Genomic DNA, 17,998 nt, shown 5'->3' on the forward strand with positions numbered 1-17,998 from the left:
TCCCCCTTCCGCGGGACCGCGCGGCGGCGGGGGCGGCGGGAATCGAGGCGATGATAGGCGAACCGGCCAAAGCCCCCTCATCAGGGGTGAGTTGGCCGGCATGCGAGGTCTGCCGGCGGTGACGGACCGGCTACACAGGGGTCGTCCCGTGCCTTGCACCCGGCCCTGCGGTCAAGGCATGCTTCGCCAGGGCAAAGCGGAAGGATCATCATGCCGGTGGACAAGCGGAACGTCGTGACGGCAGTGCTGTGCGCGATGGCAGCGCTGGGGGCGTCCGCGCTGGTGGCGGAGCTCGCGCCGCCCCCCGAGGCGGCGGCGCCCGCGCGGGCGAAGGCCGCGCAGCCCTCCCTCCTGGCCACGGCGCCCTCGCGCACGCACGCGCCGAAGCCGCAGCTGTCCTCCCCGCCCGCGACCACCCTGCCGCCGGCCGTGACGCCCCCGCCCGGGGGGCCCGCCGCCTTCACCGGGGCGCTGTTCACCAACGGCCTGGACAGCGACCACTTCTGCACGGCCACCGTGGTGCACAGCCCCGGCCGCAACCTCATCGTCACCGCCGGGCACTGCCTGCTCGCCGGGGACCAGGGCGACGGCACCGCCGTCTTCGCACCGGCCTACGCCAACGACACCGCCCCGTACGGCACGTGGAAGATCGAGAAGGTCTTCGAGGACGACCGCTGGGCGGAGGGCACGGACGACGACTACGACCTGGCCTTCGCCACGCTCGCCCCCGACGCCGAGGGCCGCAGGATCGAGGACGTGACCGGCGCGGCGGTGCTGGACACCTCCGGGCGGGCCGGCGAGGAGGTCACCGTCACCGGTTACCCCGCCGACCGCAAGATCCCCCGCACCTGCACGGCGACCGCGGTCCGTGAGAGCGCGACCCAGCAGCGCTTCGACTGCGCGGACTTCCCGGGCGGCACCAGCGGCAGCGCGTGGATCGCCCGCGACGGCAAGATCGTCGGCATCCTCACGGGCGGCGACACCGACGACGTCTCGACCAGCACGATCCTCGGCGAATACGCGTCCTCCCTCTACGCGAAGGCCACGACGTCCCGCTAGGTCCTGTCGTCAAGGTGGCGCCGGTCAGGCCCGCGGTGTCCGGTGCCGTGCATCGCAAGGCGGAGGGGCGCCCGAGTACTGGACGTACGTGGGCGCCCCGACAACGCGGCGAGGTGCGGTGCCGGGCGCCGCGGGCCAGGTGCAACGTTGACGACAGGGCCCAGGCGACCTGTGGCGCCGCGGGGCGGCGAGGGCCATGCGGGACGCGGAAACGCAACTTCGACAGGGCTCGCGGAGGCGGCTACCTTCGCGTCGATCGGCCGCCGTCGCACCGGAGTTGCTGCGGGCCGGGCCGATCCGGATCAGGCCCCCCGACCAGGGAGACGTATGCCCCGCCTCGCGCTGTACACCTTCGGCGTCCTGAAGTCGCCCCTCGCCGACCCCGGGCCCCTCACGCGGGAGTTCTACGAGCACGGCGAAGCCGTGTACCGGGAGCTCGCCCGGCAGCCCGGGTACCTCGCGCACGCCGAAGCGGCGGACACCGGCCGGGGCGTGCTCTTCGACGCGGACTGGGGCCCGTGGGGCGGCTTCGCCGTACCGGCCTGGTACGGCAAGGGCCGGACGGCGGACACCACCGCCCTGGCCACGACCCTCTCGCTCTGGACCGCCCCGCGCGCCGCCTTCGACGCCGTCTACGCCGGGCAGCACCGCGCGGCGCTGAACAGGCGCCACGACTGGTTCGAGAGGTCCGCCCACCCGAGCCACGTCGCCTGGTGGGTCTCCGACGACGCGATACCCACCTGGCAGGACGGCGTCTGCCGGCTGGAACACCTCCACGCCCAGGCCCCCGCACCCCACGCCTTCACCCTCCACCACCCGTTCATCCCCGAGGGCGCTCCGGTCGGGGTCAGGGGAGGAGGCCCAGGTGGACCGGGGCTTGGCGGGGGTGGGTGAGGAGGTCCGAGAGGCGGGGTGGCCAGACCGGTTCGTCGAGGGCGGCCAGGCGTTGGGCCGAGAGCCACTGCCAGTGGATGCCGGGGGACTCCAGGACCGGTTCGCGGCGGGGGCCCGTGGTGACGTAGATGTGCTCGTGCTGGCGCACCGGTACGCCCTGGTGGGTGAAGTCGTGCTCCCAGGTGCACAGGAGCCGTTCCGGGTGCAGGTCGGTCCAGCCCGTCTCTTCGCGCAGTTCGCGCCGCACGCAGTCCTCGGGGCTCTCGCCGGGGTCGATGCCGCCGCCTGGCGGCAGCCAGTGGATGCCCACCTCCACGTTGTTCTCGCGGAAGAGGAACACCGATCCTTCGGGGGACAGGATGACAACGCGCGCCGCGTGACGTGGAGTTCGCCTCATCGGTTCAGGGTACGTCGGTGATCGGCTCCGGGGGCGGGCTCGTCCCCGCGCCCCCGGAGCCGGTCACCGGTCGGACGGCCCGCTACGCCGTCGCCAGGGCCAGCGTCGGCGAGAGGCGGGCCGCGCGCACCGCCGGGTAGAGGCCGGCCAGCGTGCCGATCACCAGGGTGGCGGCGAAGCCGCCGCCGACCGCCCACGGCGGGACCACCCACGGCAGGTCACCGGCGCGGGCGTAGACCGCCGTGGCCGCGCCGCCCAGGACGATGCCCGCCAGGCCACCGAGTCCGGACAGGAGCAGGGACTCCGTCACGAACTGGATCCGGATCTGCCCCTTCGTGCCGCCCAGCGAGCGGCGCAGGCCGATCTCGTGCCGCCGTTCGAGCACCGAGATGATCATCGTGTTGGCCACGCCGACCCCGCCCACCAGCAGTGCGATCCCGCCCAGACCCAGCAGCAGGGTGCTGAAGGCGCCCTCGGTGGCGGCCTTCGCCTGAAGGGCCGCCGACGGGTCGGTGACCGAGACCGCGCTCGGGGTCTGCGGGTTGGCCGTGCGGGCGATCAGCTCGCGGACGGCCGCGACCCGGTCGTCCGCGGACCGCTCGTACACGGCCGTCGGGTGGCCGTCGAAGCCCAGCAGCCGCTCTGCCGCGTCCCAGCCGATCAGGGCGGAGCGTTCGATCTCCGGGGCCAGTGGGACCGGCCCGAGGATGCCGATCACGGTGAAGTACCGGCCGCCGATGAAGACCTGCTGCCCCGGTCCGGTGATGCCGAGCCGCCGCGCGGAGACGTCGCCGAGCACCACCGACGGGTAGCGGCCGGTGGCCGCGTTGAGCCAGGTGCCGCTCGCCATCGAGGCGCGCAGCGTCCCCAGCAGGTCGTCCTTGGCGGCCTTGAGCGCGATCCCGCCCGTCTCCGCCTTCGGGATGTTCTCGGAGCGGCGTACGGACTGCGCGACGTCCCCGGTGGTGCCGACCGACTCGACCCCCGGGATACGGGAGATCATGCCGGGCGCCTCCTCGGGGAGCGTGGTGTCCTGGCCGCTGAACACGCCCTGGCCGGGCGTCGCCACCAGCATGTTGGTGCCGAGCCGGTCGAGCTCGCGCAGCAGCTTGGCCTGGCTGGAGGAGGAGATGCCGACCACCGCGATCATCGTCGCGATGCCGATGGCGATGCCGAGCGCGGACAGGAAGACCCGCATCGGGCGGGCGCGCAGGCCCGCCGAGCCGACGTGCAGGACGTCCCGCGGGGACAGCCGCGGCGGACGCAGCCGAGCGGCCGGCTTCCCGGCGCGTGACCCCGTGCCGCGTGACCCCGCACCGCGTGGCCTCGTACGGCGTGGTCCTGTACGGCGTGACCCCGTATCGGGTGCTGCCGTATCGGGTGATCCCGTATCGGATGCTCCTGTACCGCGTGCTCCCGTACCGGGTGCTTCCGTGCGGCGGTTCATCGCGCCGCTCCGATCGGGGCGGCCGGGCCGGTGCGCAGGTCCGCGACGACCTCCCCGTCCCGGATGCGCACCTGCCGCGGCAGGCTCGCCGCGATCTCGTTGTCGTGGGTGATCACGGCGATGGTGGCTCCGTCCCGGTTCAGTTCGTGCAGCAGCTCCATCACGGACTCCCCGGAGGCCGTGTCCAGCGCGCCCGTCGGTTCGTCGGCCAGCAGCAGGTCGGGCGCGCCCGCCACGGCCCGGGCGATCGCCACGCGCTGCTTCTGGCCGCCGGACAGCTCGTGCGGCCGGTGCTCCATCCGGTCGCCGAGGCCGACCCGCTCCAGCGCCTCCGCCGCCCGGCGGCCGCGCTCCGCCCGCGAGAGGCCGCAGTACAGCAGCCCTTCGGCGACGTTCGCGCGGGCACTGATGCCGGGCACCAGGTGGAAGGACTGGAAGACGAAGCCGACGTGCCGGGACCGCAGGGCCGACAGGGAACGGTCCGACAGGGCCGCGATGTCGTGGCCGGCGATCCGTACGCCCCCCGCCGTCGGGCGGTCCAGGGTGCCGACGACGTGCAGCAGGGTGGACTTGCCCGAGCCCGACGGGCCGACGATGGCGAGGAGTTCACCGCCGCCGATGCTGAGGTCGACCCCGCGCAGAGCGGTGACCCCGCCCGGGTACTCCTTGGTGACCCCGGTCAGTTCCACGACCGGTTCGGGACGCGTCGTGGCCGTCACAGCCTGGGGATCCCCACCTGCATGCCCTCCTTGAGGGCGTCGCCGGTCACCTCGACCCGGCCGTTGCCGAACATGCCCAGGTCCACACGGACCTCACGGGCCCGGCCGTCCTCCACGACCTGGACGCCGAAGCCGCCGCCCGCGAGAGCCAGCAGGGCGTTGACGGGTACGGAGAGCACGCCCCTGCGGGTCTCGCCGGTCAGACCGACGGTCACCGGGGACCGGTCCGGGGCGTCGACCTCGGCCGGCTCGTCGAACGTGACGACCACCTCGACCTCGGCCTTCTTGTCGCCGCCGCCCGCCCCGCCCCCGCCGCCCGCACCCGGGCCGCCGGAACCAGAACCGGAGCCGGAGCCGCCGTCCGGCGCGGGCGCTCCCACCGACTCGATCTTCCCGGTGGCGCTGCCGCCTCCCGGCAGCCGCACGGTGACCGGCTCGCCGGCCTTCGCCGCCGCCGCCTTCGCCGCGTCCATCCGGAAGCGGACGATGCGCTCGGTGCCCGTCACCGTCAGCACCGGCCTGCCGGGCGCCGCCTCGTCGCCGACCGCCGCGTCCTTCGCGCGCACCCGCTGCGGACCCGAGGCGAAGGCGACGTCCTCCTTGCCGACCTCACCCGTCTGCGCCGCCTTGTGCGCCCTCTGCCACCGTTTGACGGCCGTCGTCGTCCCCGCCGTGAAGACCGGGTCCTCCGGGTCGATCCCGGTGCCGTACCCGAGGGCGAGGAGGTTCCGCTTGAGCTGTTTGACGTCGTCGCCCTTGTCACCGGCCTTCAGCGGCCGGTACATCGGCGTCGACCCGTACAGGAGCCGCACCGGGCGGCCGTTGACCTCGTACAGCTTCCCGTCCCGCTCGACCGCCGAGCCCTCGCCCGCCACCCACGTCAGGACGCCCGCGCCGCCGGCGTTGAGCTTGCGCTCCTGCGCGTAACCGAGCGTCCCCTCGGCCTGCAGGCCCGAGCTGAGGTCGCCGCGCTGCACCGGCGCGGTGGCGGGCGGCAACCCGCCCGTGCGCCGCTGCTGCCCCTGCCCGGCGTCGTCGCGTTGCGGCTGGGCCGTGACGACGTAGCCGCCGCCCGAGACGGCCAGTACGGCGGCCAGCGAGCCCAGCAGCCACTTGGCGCGCGTCCTCATCGGGCCGCTTCGCACTTCTTCTGGGCCTCCTCGAAGGCCTTCTCCTGACCCTTGGGTATCTCCACGGCGCTCCGGGCCCCGCCGTTGTACTCAGGGTCCTTGAGGGCCACGCCGTTGTCGCGCATGCACTGGATCCACTTGAGCTCCTTGTCCTTCTCCTCCTGCGAGGGCTCCTTGCCGGAGCCGTGGCCCTGCATCCCGCACGCCTTCATCGCCTCCTGCATCTTCTGCGGGTCGGCGCCGCCGCCCAGGGTCATCCCGCGCGGGTCCTGGCCCGGCTCGGGGTCGGGCACGTCCACGCCGTGCTCGCGCAGGCACTGGCGCATCTTCACGGCGCGGTCGGCGTCCGCCCCGGCCCCGCCGGCGGAACCGGCGCCGCCACCGCCACCGCTCGCGGAGGAGTCCTCGCCCTCCGAGGAGTCGTTCGCGCAGCCGGTCGCGAACAGGGTCAGCCCGGTGACGACCGCGGCCGTGGACATGATCAGGGATCGCTTCATGGGCCCGAGCCTGCGGTGAAAGGGCCTTTCGTTTCCCTCTCGCACCCTGCTTACAACGGCGAAACACCGACCTCCGGTAAAGAGGACGGCATGCGCGTACTGGTGGTGGAGGACGAGGAATTCCTCCGGGAGATGATCGCCGAGGGCCTGCGCCGCGACGCGCTCGCCGTCGACGAGGCGGGCGACGGCCCGGAAGCGCTGCGCCGGCTGCGCCTGGGCGAGTACGACGTCATGGTGCTGGACCGGGACCTGCCCGGCCTGCACGGCGACGAGGTCTGCCGCCAGGTCGTGCGCGAGCGGCTGCTGACCCGCGTCCTGATGCTGACCGCGTCGGGGACCGTACGCGACCGCGTCGAGGGCCTCGGTCTCGGCGCCGACGACTACCTCACCAAGCCCTTCGCCTACGACGAGCTCCTCGCCCGGGTCCTGGCGCTGGGCCGGCGCGCCCGCCCCGCGCTGCCCCCCGTACTGGAGCGGGCGGGCGTCGCCGTCGACACCGCCCGGCGCAGCGCGACGCGGGACGGGCATCGGCTGGCGCTGTCCCGCAAGGAGTTCGCCGTACTGGAGGCGCTGCTGCGCGCGGAGGGAGCCGTGGTCGGCAACGACGACCTGATCGAGCAGGTGTGGGAGCAGGACACCAGCTACTCCACCAACGCCGTCCGCGTCACCCTCAGCAAGCTGCGCGCCAAGCTGGGCGAGCCGCCACTGATCGAGACCGTGCCGGGCGCGGGCTACCGGATCGCGGTCCGGTGAAGCCGTTCCGGTGGTCCCCGCGGGTGCCGCGCACCGAGCGCGGCCGCCTCACCGCCCTGTACGGCTCGCTGCTGCTCCTGGCCGGCGGCGGTCTGGTCGCGCTGGTCTACGTCATGGTCGGGCAGGGCCTGTACGCGAGCGTCAGCGGCGCCGTCCGCACCGTCAGCCCGGCCTACGTCCTCCCCTCGCCCGGCGCCACGCCCGGCCCGCTGCTGCAACCGGGTCGCCTGTGCGAGCCGGCGCAGCGGCGGCCACCGGGCGAGGCGCCCACCGCCGAGGAGCTGAAGACGTACGCCTACACCCAGAACCTCTCGGACGCCGTCACCGAGGCGACCCGGCACCGGCTGCTGATGTACTCGCTGCTCGCCCTGGCCGTCTTCGCCGTGCTGTCGATCTGGCTCGCCTGGTGGATGGCCGGCCGGGTGCTGCGGCCGGTCGGCGTGATCACCGGGACGGCGCGCCGGCTGTCGGGGGAGAACCTCCACGAACGGATCTCCCTCGACGCCCCGCCCGGCGAGCTCAAGGAGCTGGCCGACACCTTCGACGCGATGCTGGGGCGGATGGAGCAGCTGGTCTCCGCGCAGCGGCGGTTCGCGGCGAACGCGGCGCACGAGCTGCGCACCCCGCTGGCCGTGCAGCGGGCGGCGGCCGAGATCGGGCTGGCCGGGGACCCGTCGCCGGAGAAGGTGGCCCGGATCCGCGCCAGGCTGATCGGGGTCGCCGATTCCAGCGAGCACCTGATCGAGTCGCTGCTGCTCCTCGCGGTGTCCGAGCAGGGGCTGGAGGCGACCGGTCCGGTGGACGTGGCGGCGCTCGCCGCCGCCGAGTCGGCGGCCTGCCCGCAGGAGGGCCTGACGGTCGTACGGACCCTCGCGCCGCTGACGGTGACGGGTGACCGGGTGCTGCTGGGCCACCTCCTGGGCAACCTGCTGGTGAACGCGGTGCGGCACAACCGCCCCGGTGGCCGGATCGAGCTGTGCACCTCCGCGGACGGCGAAGTGGCGGTGTCCAACACCGGTCCCGTGATCGACCCGGCGGACGTCCCGGGCCTCCTGGAGCCCTTCCGCAGACGCACCGAACGGCAGCACACCGCAGGTGAGGGGGCCGGGTTGGGCCTGTCGATCGCCGCGTCGATCGCCCGGGCGCACGAGGCGGAGCTGACGGCGGAGGCGAATCCGGGGCCGGACGGCGGTCTGACGGTGCGCGTCCGGTTCCCCGTGCCCGGCGTGGCGCGACCCTCGCGCACAACGCGGACAAACCATCTCTGATGGTGTGTTGAGGTACGGTCGGTTGAATGAGCAAGCACGCCCGAGCACGCTCCCGTCCCGCCCGTACGTCCCGGCGTACGGCCCGTCGCGCGGCCCTGGCCGCCACCCTCGGCCTGCTGACCTTCACGGCCGGCTGGGCGTACGTCGCCCAGGACCCCGACTCGGCCGCGGGCGCGGCGCAAGCCCGCGCGGACTCCCGGCCGCAGCCCGTGGAACGGGCGGCGCGCGACGTCCCGCGCTCGCCCCTGCAGGGCCTGTCCGGGATCAGCGAGCAGACCCTGGCGAGGATCCCGGCCGAGTCGCGCCAGCTGATCCTCGTCACCGGCAGGGCCGTCGACTCCTCGGAGTCCACCGCCGCCTTCTACACCCGTCCCGCGGCCGGGGCCGACTGGGTCAAGACCGACAGCTGGCCGGCGCGCAACGGCGCCCGGGGCTGGTCCACGGAGCGCACGTACGGCGACCTGACCTCGCCGCAGGGGGTGTTCGCGCTCACCGACGCGGGCGGTCTGCTGTCGGCGCCGCCGGGCACGCGGCTGCCGTACGACGAGGACGGGGGCTTCGTCGCCACGGGGCGCGGGGTGAACGGGGAGTCCCTGGCGGGGTCCTTCGACTACGTCGTCGCCATCGACTTCAACCGCCGCCCGGGCCGGTCCCCGCTGGACCCGGTCATGCCGGACGGCGAGGACAAGGGCGGCAACATCTGGCTCCACGTGGACCACGACGGCCCCTCCCAGGGCTGCGTGGGCATCCCCAAGGACGCCATGCGCAAGGTCCTGCAGACCCTGGACCCGGCGGCGAAGCCGGTCATCGTGATGGGGCCGGAAGGCTTCTGACGGGGGCGCGCGGGCCGCGCAGCAGCAGTCCGATGTAGGCCAGGTCGAAGACGCTGCACAGGACGCCGAGGCCGAGGATGAACGGGGCGTCCTGCAGGACGCCGAACAGCACGGTCGGGGCCAGGGTCCCGAGCCATTTGGCCACGCCGATGGTCAGGGACTGCCCGTGCGGTCCCCGTCTGGAGGCGTACAGGGCGATGAACAGGCCGGACATCAGGAGGTTCTGCAGGAACGCCGCGTACCGGGTCGCGTCGTGCACGCCGAAGTGGGCGAGGAACATCGCCTGCACGGCGAACCCGGTGCCGAACACCATCAGCGACCAGGTGGTGAAGAGCGGCCGGGTGACGAACCCGGGCAGCTCGGCGCGCCCGAAGCGCAGGTAGGTGTACACGATCACGATGTCGGCCGCCGCCCAGACGATGTTGACCACGCCCTGGGCGGAGAGGCCCTCCGTGACCCCGTGGACCGCGTAGATCGCCTCCCAGGCGAAGTTCAGCGAGAGCGCGGCGACCGGCATGGCGTACGTCCGGTCGCGCAGCCCGACGCGGACGGCCTCCACGTACACGACCGTCCAGGCGATTCCGCTGATGAGCGTGAGCGTCAGATCCACGGCCGAGACCTTAGGGGGCGTCGTGCCGATGGGGCCAGGCCCGGGGCGCACCACGCCGCATGCCCCGGCCGTCGTGACGCGGCTCTTGTCTGACGGAGCGTCAGGTACCACGATGGCCCGGCACCGACATGACGCATCGGCAGACGAAGGCGAGGCGGGCCGCCATGGCGCGCGTGTTTCCGGAAGGTCGGCTGGTCCACGGGATGCAGCTCCCGGTCCAGTCGCAGAGCACCATCTACGCCGAACCCTGGGAGGCGTCGGCCACCGCCGCCGACCTCGCCGCGATCGCGCGGGCCGCCGACCGGTCCGGCTTCGGGTACGTCGCCACCTGCGACCACGTGGCGATCCCGCGGCGGCTCGCGGGGCCCATGAGCACCGTCTGGTACGACCCGGTCGCCACCCTGTCCTTCCTCGCCGGGATCACCGAGAACGTACGGCTCATGAGCCACGTGGCGATCCTCGGCCTGCGCCATCCGCTGATCAGCGCCAAGCAGTACGCCACCCTCGACCACCTCTCCGGCGGCCGGCTGATCCTCGGCGTCGGCGCCGGGCACGTCCAGGAGGAGTTCGAGGTCCTCGGCGTGGACTTCGCGCGCCGCGGACCCGTCCTCGACGAGACCCTGGACGCGCTGCGGGCGGCGCTCGGGCCCGAGGAGTACCCGGAGTTCGAGGGCGAACTGTTCTCCTTCAAGGACCTCGGGCAGCTGCCCCGGCCCGCCCAGCAGCGGATCCCCGTCTGGGTGGGCGGTTCCTCCCCCGCCGCCGTGCGGCGGGCCGCCCTCCGCGGGGACGGCTGGCTCCCCCAGGGCGACCCGCGCGAGAAGCTCCCGGCGCAGATCGCCCGCATCCGCGAGCTGCGCGCCGAGGCCGGCGTGGAGACCCCCTTCGAGGTCGGCGCGATCACCGAGGCGCTCTACGTCGGCGAGCCCGGCTGGGACACCGGCCGCCGCACCCTCACCGGCAAGGCGGAGGCGCTCGCCGAGTCCCTGCGGGAGTACGCGGCGCTCGGCGTGGACCAGATCCAGGTCCGCTTCCGCAGTCGCGACCGCGCCGAACTCGTCGACCAGATCACCGCCTTCGGGGCCGAGGTGGCCCCGCACCTCAACGACTAGCGGCAGGGAGCACGGGCATGGGAAAGCTGGACGGGCGCGTCGTCGTCATCACCGGTGCGGCGCGCGGCCAGGGCGAGCAGGAGGCCCGCCTCTTCGCCGCCGAGGGGGCCAAGGTGCTCCTCGGTGACGTACTGGACGAGCAGGGCGCGGCGGTCGCCAAGGACATCGGCGAGGACCGCGCGCGGTACGTCCGCATGGACGTGAGCCGCGAGGAGGACTGGGTGGCCGCGACGGCCGCCGCGAAGGAGAGCTTCGGCCGGATCGACGGCCTGGTCAACAACGCGGGCATCCTGCGCTTCAACGAGCTGACCTCCACCCCGCTGGAGGAGTTCGAGCAGGTGGTCCGGGTCAACCAGGTGGGTGCCTTCCTCGGCATCAGGACGGTCGCCCCGGAGATCGAGGCGGCCGGCGGCGGCACCATCGTCAACACCTCCTCCTACACGGGGCTCACGGGCATGGCGTACGTCGGCACCTATGCCGCGACCAAGGCGGCGATCCTGGGCCTGACCCGGGTGGCCGCGCTGGAACTGGCGGCCAAGGGGATCCGGGTCAACGCGATGTGCCCGGGCGCGGTGGACACCCCGATGGCCAACCCCGGCCTGCTGGACCCCGCGAACATGACCGACGAGGCCCGGGACGCGATGGCGGAGCTGTACCGGCGGGTGGTCCCGATGGGCCGGGTCGGGCAGCCGGAGGAGATCGCCAAGCTGGCGCTCTTCCTGACCGGCGACGACTCCTCGTACATCACGGGCCAGCCGTTCGTGATCGACGGCGGCTGGATGGCGGGCGTCAGCATCCTGTAGCGAGGCTTGCTGATGGGTCGTCAGGTATTGACGCTCCGGGCCTCGCGGTGGAACAGTCGAGACATCGAATCTGACGCAACGTCAGAAACCAAAGGACGGTGAACCCCTTGGAATTCGGGCTCTTCGTGCAGGGATACGTGCCTGAGGCGCGGTCCAAGGTCGACCCCGAGGCAGAGCACAAGGCGCTCGTCGAGGAGACCGAATACGTCATCCAGGCCGACAAGTCCGGCTTCAAGTACGCCTGGGCCTCCGAGCACCACTTCCTGGAGGAGTACTCGCACCTGTCGGCGAACGAGGTGTTCCTCGGCTACCTCGCCCACGCCACCGAACGCATCCACCTCGGCTCCGGCATCTTCAACCCGCTCGCCCCGGTGAACCACCCCGTGAAGGTGGCCGAGAAGGTCGCCATGCTCGACCACCTCTCCCAGGGCCGCTTCGAGTTCGGCACCGGCCGCGGCGCCGGCAGCCACGAGATCCTCGGCTTCCTCCCGGGCATCGAGGACATGAACGGCACCAAGGAGATCTGGGAGGAGACCATCGCGGAATTCCCCAAGATGTTCCTCCAGGAGGAGTACGAGGGGTTCCAGGGCAAGCACTGGTCGCTGCCGCCGCGCAAGGTCTTCCCCAAGCCGTACGGCAAGGCCCACCCCGCCATGTGGTACGCCGCCGGATCCCCGTCCTCGTACGCGATGGCGGCCCGGAAGGGCCTCGGCGTGCTGGGCTTCAGCGTGCAGAAGGTCTCCGACATGGAGTGGGTCCTGGACCAGTACAAGACGGCCATCAGGGAGGCGAGGGCCATCGGCGCCTTCGTCAACGACAACGTGATGGTGACCTCCACCGCGATCTGCGCCGAGACCCACGACAAGGCCGTCGAGATCGCCGTCAACGCCAACATGAACCGCTTCCAGTCACTGGTCTTCCGCTACCACGACACCTTCCCGCGGCCCGAGGCGATCCCCGAATGGCCCGAGACCCTGCCGGAGTACAACGCGGAGATCATCGAGCTGCTGATCGCCGAGGAACTCCTCATCTGCGGCGACCCGTCGGAGGTGCGGGCCCAGTGCAAGCGGTGGGAGCAGGCCGGCGCGGACCAGCTCTCCTTCGGGCTGCCGACCGGCGTCTCGTACGAGGACACGATGACCACGATCAAGCTGATCGGCGAGCACGTGATCCCGCAGATCGACACGGACCCGGTGCACCGCACCACGCGCTTCCGCCAGTCCGCCTGACCCCCGCGGGGGCACCCACGGGGACGGCGTCTTCCCGGACCGCCGTCCCGCACCGGCCCCGGCCGGAGGCATGCCGAGGCCGCGGTCGCCCGGCGGCCTCCGGCCGGGGCACAGATCCAGCCTCGCCGGCGTTCGAGGCGCGGGCTCCGCCCCGGACCCCGCGCCTCGAACGCCGGCGGGGCTGAAAGTGTGAAGGGACGTCATGCTCGACCACCTGATCAAGGGCGCGACCGTCGTGGACGGCACCGGCGCCCCCGCCCGCGTCGCGGACCTCGGCATACGCGACGGCCGCATCGCCGTCATCGGCGAACCCGGCACCGTCACCGAAGGGGCCCGCACCAGCGAGGACGCCACCGGCCTCGTCCTCACCCCCGGCTTCGTCGACCCGCACACCCACTACGACGCCCAGCTCTTCTGGGACCCGTACGCCACGCCCTCCATGAACCACGGCGTCACCACCATCGCCGGCGGCAACTGCGGCTTCACCCTCGCCCCGCTGAACCCGGACCGCCCCCAGGACGCCGACTACACGCGCCGCATGATGAGCAAGGTCGAGGGCATGGCCCTGAAGGCCCTGGAGGAGGGCGTCGACTGGACCTGGTCCACCTTCGGCGAGTACCTCGACGCCCTTGAGGGGCGCATCGCCGTCAACGCCGGCTTCATGGTCGGCCACTGCGCCCTGCGCCGCCACGTGATGGGCGAGGACGCCGTCGGCGGACAGCCCACCCCCGAGCAGATGCAGCAGATGCTCGACCTCTTCCACGACGCCATGGACGCCGGAGCCTGGGGCCTGTCCACCACCCAGTCCTCCACCCATTCCGACGGCGCCGGCGCCCCCGTCGCCTCCCGGCACGCCCGGCCCGACGAACTGCTCGCGCTCTCCCGCGCCGTCGGCGAACACGAGGGCACCCAACTCGAAGCGATCGTCGCCGGCTGCCTCGACCAGTTCTCCGACGAGGAGATCGACCTCTTCGTCGACATGAGCGCCGCCGCCGGACGGCCCCTGAACTGGAACGTCCTCACCATCGACGCCGCCGTCCCCGAACGCGTCCCGCGCCAGCTGATCCCCAGCGAACGCGCCCGCAGGGCCGGCGGCCGCATCGTGGCGCTGACCATGCCCATCCTCACCCCCATGAACATGTCGCTCGGCACGTTCTGCGCGCTGAACCTCATCCCCGGCTGGGGAGAGGTCCTCGCCCTGCCCGTCCCCGAACGGATCGCCACGCTCCGCAACCCCGAAGTACGCGCCGAGATGCTGCGCCGCGCCGACAGCAAGGAGGCCGGAGTCTTCCGCCGCCTGGCCGACTTCGGCCGCTACGTCATCGGCGACACCTACAGCAAGGAGAACGAAGGGCTCTCCGGACGGGTCGTGAACGACATCGCCGCCGAACGCGGCCAGGACCCCTTCCAGGCCCTGGTGGAGATCTGCGCCAACGACGAACTGCGCACCGTGCTCTGGCCGATGCCCACCGACAACGACCCGGCGAGCTGGGCCCTGCGCGCCGAGACCTGGCAGCACGAGGACGTCATGCTCGGCGGCTCCGACGCCGGCGCCCACCTGGACCGGATGTGCGGGGCCCCGTACACGACCCGCTTCCTCGGCGACTGCCTGCGCGGCCGCAAACTGGTCCCGCTGGAAGAGGCCGTACGGATGCTCACCGACGACCCGGCCCGGCTGTTCGGGCTGCGCGGGCGCGGCCGGCTCGCCGAGGGCTACCACGCCGACCTGGTGCTCTTCGACCCCGAGCGCATCGAGGCCGGACCGGCCACCCTGGTCCACGACCTGCCCGGCGACAGCCCCCGCCTGGACGCCCGCGCCATCGGCATCGTCTCGGTCCGGGTCAACGGCGTCGAGACCGTCCGCGACGACGAGATCACGGGAGCCGTCCCCGGCACCGTGCTGCGCTCGGGCCGGGACACCAGGACGGTGAGCACCCGTTGAACACACAACCCCTCTACATCGGCGGCGAGTGGGTCGAGCCCGCCGGCGGGCACTACGAGGTGGTCAACCCGGCCGACGAGTCGGTCGTCGGACTCGCCCCCGAAGCCTCCCGCGAACAGGTCGCCGACGCGGCCCGGGCGGCGGCCGACGCCTTCGCGAGCTGGTCGCGCACCACCCCGCAGGCCCGGGCGGAGATCCTCGACCGAGCCGCGGACGTCATGCAGCGCGAGTTCGGCCCGTGGACGGCGCTCGCGCAGGCCGAGACGGGCGCGCCGGCCGGGATCGCGCGCGGCATGCAGGTCGGGGTGGGCGTCGCCCGCTTCCGCCGCTACGCCAGGGGCGCCCTGGAGCCGGTGGAAAGGGGGCTGCCGCCGCAGGTCACGGAAGCCGGACCGATGGGGCGGGCGGGCATCCTGGGCGCGCTGGAGGTCCGCCAGCCGGTCGGCGTGGTCACCTGCATCACCTCCTACAACAACCCGTGGGCGAACCCGGCCGGGAAGGTCGCCCCCGCCCTGGCCATGGGCAACACGGTGGTCGTCAAACCGGCGCCGCAGGACCCCCTGTCCGTGTTCAGGATGGCGCAGGCACTGCACGAGGCCGGGGTCCCGGCGGGCGTCGTCAACGTGGTCGGCGGGCAGGCGGTGGAGGTCGGCGAGGCCGCCGTGGACTCCCCGTACGTGGACATGGTGTCCTTCACCGGCTCCACGGGCGTCGGGCAGCGCATCGCGGAGGTCTGCGGCCGCACGATGAAGCGGCAGCTGATGGAACTCGGCGGCAAGGGCGCCGCGATCGTTTTCGAGGACGCCGACCTGGACGCGGCGGTCACGGGGATCGGCACCACCTTCTCGTTCTACTCCGGCCAGATCTGCACCGCCCCCACCCGCGTGATCGTCCACCGCTCGGTCTACGGGCAGCTCGTCGAGAAGCTCACCGGCTACCTGGCCTTCATGAAGGTCGGCGACCCGGCGGCGCCCGGCACGGTCGTCGGCCCGGTCATCTCGGCGGCGCACCGCGACCGCGTGGAGTCGTACGTCGAGCTGGGCCGGAAGGAGGGGGCGCGGGTCGCGTACGGCGGTGAGCGCCCGGTGGTGGGCGCCGGCCGCGGCTTCTACGTGGCGCCGACCCTGCTCGTGGACTGCACGAACGACATGCGGGTCGTCCGCGAGGAGATCTTCGGCCCGGTCGTCGTGGTGGTGCCCTTCGACGGCGACGAGGACGAGGCGGTCCGGCTCGCCAACGACAGCGACTTCGGGCTGCTGTCGTACGTGTGGTCCGGCGACGCGGCGCGCGCCTTCCGCGTGGCACGGCGACTGCGCGCGGGCGGCGTCGGCGTGAACACCATCGGCCGCAACATGGAGGCCCCGTTCGGCGGCTTCAAACGCAGTGGGGTGGGCCGCGACGTCGGCTCGTACGCCCTGCACGCGTACAGCGAGATCCAGTCGATCGTCTGGACGACCTAGTCGGGACCGCGGCTCCGGTCCGGCCGGGGGCGGTCGGCCCCCCGGCCGGACCAGGTCATGTCCGCGGGGCGGGTGGGGCGGTGCGGTAGCCGAGGGCCTCGGCCAGTTCGGTGTCGCCGCCGCCGAAGGCGGCGAAGACCTTCGGGTCGTCCGTCTCCAGCCGTCGCAAGGCGGCGGCCGCCCGGTCCCGGGGCGGACCGTCGTCGTCGGGCAGCTGCCATTGGAAGTAGAGCGACCCGCCGGTGCCCGGAGGCGGCGCGGACGGTTCGTACCTGAGATGGACCACCGCGGTGTCCGGGTCCCGCCAGTCGGTGCCGATCCAGTGCTGCGAGAGCTCCCACCGGGCCGTCAGCCCGGGACGTGCCCGCAGGCCCGCCGCGATCAGGCGGGCGGTGCTGCGGGCCGGCCAGCACCAGGAGTGGTCCCGTTCCGCACGTGCGAGTTCGGCGTCGTAGGCCTCCGCGTCGAAGCGGTACGGGGGCGGTGGCGGGCCGACCGCTCCGCGCCAGCCGTCCCACACCACCTCGTCACCGTCCCGGCGGACCGTCACGTACAGCGCTCCGCAGCAGCCCTCGGTGCAGTACGCCTCGGCGAGCTGCACCTCGCGCGGCTCCGGCCCGGCGCGCAGCCGGCCGCTGTCGAGCAGGTACTCGGGCGGGTTGCCCCTGCCCTTGCCGAACGCCGCGGGCACGAGCGGGATCCCGTCGACCAGGATCCGGGTCTCGACGGCGGAGGAGTCCGCGGACCCGTGGACGACGACGACCTCCCACCGCGGGCGGTCACGGTCCTCGGCGCGGGTGAAGGGGAGGTGCCGGTTGCGTCGGAACCAGTCCGCCCGCCGGTCACCGGGTACGGGCCCCGGCGCGGCCGCGGGCAGCAGCCCGTCCAGCGCGTCGAGCAGGGCACGGCGCCGCCCGGGCCGCCAGTTCAGCAGTACGGCCGGTCCGCTGTGCAGGTCGAGGGCGATCGACAGCAGCAGCGTCCGGTTCTCCTGGGTCGGGGGCAGCCGGTCCGCGTGCCGGACCAGGGCCTCGTACACGGCCCGGGCGGGCAGGTAGTCGAGGACGTCCGGCTGGTCGGCCATCCGGTGCAGCAGCCGGCCGGTCAGTGCGAGCAGCTCGGCGTCCTGCGGCCGGGCCCGGAGCAGCCCGCGCAGGTCGGCGGCCTCGGCGATGCGCCGGCCGAGCCACATGGCCCGAGGCTCGTCCGGCAGGGAGACCAGCGCGGACCGGACGGCCTCCGCGTCGCCGGAGGCGACCGCGTCGGTCAGCGGGGTCAGCTCCCCGGACCGGTCTCGGCAGCGGATGTACAGCAGGGCGGCTGCCTGCCGGTCGAGCGGGTCGAGGGCGGCGCTCGCGGCGTCCGCGAGACCGTGCAGCATGCCGAGGGCCTGGAGGGAGGGCACGTCCTCGGCTTCGCCCAGGCGGATCAGCAGGGCCATGCCGACGCCGACGGCCGCGATGTCGGTACCGGTGCGGACCAGCTGCCGGGCGGTCCGCCGGGCGGTGTCCTCGTCGGTGAGGGCGAGTCGTGCGGTGTGGGCGCGCAGGGTGCGATGGGGCATGGCCAGTTCGGCGGCTGCCCGGTGGACCGCCGCAGCGGCCCGTACCGGGTCGGGGTCGCGGAACAGGGGCGTGAGGGTGTCGGCGACTTCGGTCTGTGCCTGTTGCCACGTCAGGTCCGCGCGGCTGGGCTCCGGCGACCCATCCGGCAGCGGAAAGCCCCTGCGGGGGACGCGGCCGGTCGGCTCTGTGCCGTGGCGGAAGAGGGCGTAGTCGTGGAGGGAGGTCGTCCGGGAGGTGAGCGCCGGGCGCTCTTCGCGGGCGCTCACCGGGCGGGGTGGGA

General features: G+C 73.3%; 17 protein-coding genes. 10 read left to right on the forward strand and 7 right to left on the reverse strand.

The window, feature by feature from the left end:
* The first annotated feature begins 216 nt into the window (after nt 1–216).
* Nucleotides 217–1,059 (forward strand): trypsin-like serine peptidase, encoded by an 843-nt coding sequence (locus tag AC2RP6_RS22780; protein WP_486447860.1) that lies wholly within the window; start codon nt 217–219, stop codon nt 1,057–1,059.
* Nucleotides 1,060–1,386: 327 nt separating this feature from the next.
* The gene (locus tag AC2RP6_RS22785) at nt 1,387–1,953 is read left to right on the forward strand and encodes a DUF3291 domain-containing protein (protein ID WP_486447861.1); all 567 of its coding nucleotides are present in this window, start codon (nt 1,387–1,389) and stop codon (nt 1,951–1,953) included.
* On the opposite strand, the gene AC2RP6_RS22790 is transcribed toward AC2RP6_RS22785, so the two are convergent.
* The 5 genes from AC2RP6_RS22790 to AC2RP6_RS22810 form a co-directional block, all read right to left on the reverse strand.
* Entirely contained in the window at nt 1,907–2,350 is a 444-nt protein-coding gene (locus AC2RP6_RS22790) for an NUDIX hydrolase (protein WP_486447862.1), read from the reverse strand. The two genes, AC2RP6_RS22785 and AC2RP6_RS22790, sit on opposite strands and share 47 nt — an antisense overlap.
* Before the next feature lie 82 nt (nt 2,351–2,432).
* Nucleotides 2,433–3,548 (reverse strand): ABC transporter permease, encoded by a 1,116-nt coding sequence (locus tag AC2RP6_RS22795; RefSeq protein WP_486447863.1) that lies wholly within the window; start codon nt 3,546–3,548, stop codon nt 2,433–2,435.
* Nucleotides 3,549–3,793: 245 nt separating this feature from the next.
* Nucleotides 3,794–4,516, reverse strand: a complete 723-nt coding sequence (locus tag AC2RP6_RS22800) for an ABC transporter ATP-binding protein (protein WP_486447864.1) — start codon at nt 4,514–4,516, stop codon at nt 3,794–3,796.
* Nucleotides 4,513–5,646 (reverse strand): peptidoglycan-binding protein, encoded by a 1,134-nt coding sequence (locus AC2RP6_RS22805; RefSeq protein ID WP_486447865.1) that lies wholly within the window; start codon nt 5,644–5,646, stop codon nt 4,513–4,515. Before AC2RP6_RS22805 ends, AC2RP6_RS22800 begins: the two co-directional genes overlap by 4 nt.
* Nucleotides 5,643–6,143, reverse strand: coding sequence for a hypothetical protein (locus AC2RP6_RS22810; protein ID WP_486447866.1), 501 nt, complete (start codon nt 6,141–6,143; stop codon nt 5,643–5,645). Before AC2RP6_RS22810 ends, AC2RP6_RS22805 begins: the two co-directional genes overlap by 4 nt.
* A gap of 90 nt (nt 6,144–6,233) precedes the next feature.
* Between AC2RP6_RS22810 and AC2RP6_RS22815 the strand changes: the two genes are divergently transcribed.
* Genes AC2RP6_RS22815 through AC2RP6_RS22825 form a run of 3 tightly spaced genes read left to right on the forward strand, consistent with a single transcriptional unit; the run spans nt 6,234 to nt 8,997 of the window.
* On the forward strand, nt 6,234–6,896 hold the full coding sequence (locus AC2RP6_RS22815; RefSeq protein ID WP_486447867.1) for a response regulator transcription factor: 663 nt from the start codon (nt 6,234–6,236) through the stop codon (nt 6,894–6,896).
* Nucleotides 6,893–8,164 (forward strand): sensor histidine kinase, encoded by a 1,272-nt coding sequence (locus AC2RP6_RS22820; RefSeq protein ID WP_486447868.1) that lies wholly within the window; start codon nt 6,893–6,895, stop codon nt 8,162–8,164. Before AC2RP6_RS22815 ends, AC2RP6_RS22820 begins: the two co-directional genes overlap by 4 nt.
* Before the next feature lie 26 nt (nt 8,165–8,190).
* A complete protein-coding gene (locus AC2RP6_RS22825; protein ID WP_486447869.1) occupies nt 8,191–8,997 on the forward strand; it encodes a L,D-transpeptidase family protein in 807 nt (268 codons plus the stop codon).
* Here the strand turns inward: AC2RP6_RS22825 and AC2RP6_RS22830 are convergent.
* Nucleotides 8,969–9,718 (reverse strand): transmembrane-type terpene cyclase, encoded by a 750-nt coding sequence (locus AC2RP6_RS22830; protein ID WP_486447870.1) that lies wholly within the window; start codon nt 9,716–9,718, stop codon nt 8,969–8,971. The two genes, AC2RP6_RS22825 and AC2RP6_RS22830, sit on opposite strands and share 29 nt — an antisense overlap.
* A 53-nt stretch (nt 9,719–9,771) precedes the next feature.
* Here AC2RP6_RS22830 and AC2RP6_RS22835 point away from each other — a divergent pair, with 53 nt between their 5' ends.
* The 5 genes from AC2RP6_RS22835 (at nt 9,772) to AC2RP6_RS22855 (ending at nt 16,153) form a co-directional block, all read left to right on the forward strand.
* Entirely contained in the window at nt 9,772–10,719 is a 948-nt protein-coding gene (locus AC2RP6_RS22835) for an LLM class F420-dependent oxidoreductase (RefSeq protein WP_486447871.1), read from the forward strand.
* A gap of 17 nt (nt 10,720–10,736) precedes the next feature.
* Nucleotides 10,737–11,522 (forward strand): SDR family NAD(P)-dependent oxidoreductase, encoded by a 786-nt coding sequence (locus AC2RP6_RS22840; protein ID WP_486447872.1) that lies wholly within the window; start codon nt 10,737–10,739, stop codon nt 11,520–11,522.
* A gap of 107 nt (nt 11,523–11,629) precedes the next feature.
* Nucleotides 11,630–12,751 carry an LLM class flavin-dependent oxidoreductase gene (locus AC2RP6_RS22845; RefSeq protein WP_486450413.1) on the forward strand — a complete coding sequence of 374 codons (1,122 nt, stop codon included), beginning with the start codon at nt 11,630–11,632 and terminating at the stop codon, nt 12,749–12,751.
* Nucleotides 12,752–12,953: 202 nt separating this feature from the next.
* Nucleotides 12,954–14,693: an N-acyl-D-amino-acid deacylase family protein gene (locus AC2RP6_RS22850; RefSeq protein ID WP_486447873.1), complete on the forward strand. Its 1,740-nt coding sequence runs from the start codon at nt 12,954–12,956 to the stop codon at nt 14,691–14,693.
* The gene (locus AC2RP6_RS22855; RefSeq protein ID WP_486447874.1) at nt 14,690–16,153 is read left to right on the forward strand and encodes an aldehyde dehydrogenase family protein; all 1,464 of its coding nucleotides are present in this window, start codon (nt 14,690–14,692) and stop codon (nt 16,151–16,153) included. The genes AC2RP6_RS22850 and AC2RP6_RS22855 overlap by 4 nt, the downstream gene beginning before the upstream one ends.
* 55 nt (nt 16,154–16,208) lie before the next feature.
* Here the strand turns inward: AC2RP6_RS22855 and AC2RP6_RS22860 are convergent, their stop codons facing one another.
* Nucleotides 16,209–17,984, reverse strand: a complete 1,776-nt coding sequence (locus AC2RP6_RS22860) for a hypothetical protein (RefSeq protein ID WP_486447875.1) — start codon at nt 17,982–17,984, stop codon at nt 16,209–16,211.
* Between the last annotated feature and the right edge of the window lie 14 nt (nt 17,985–17,998).

This window comes from Streptomyces sp. WAC03905, assembly GCF_057371075.1.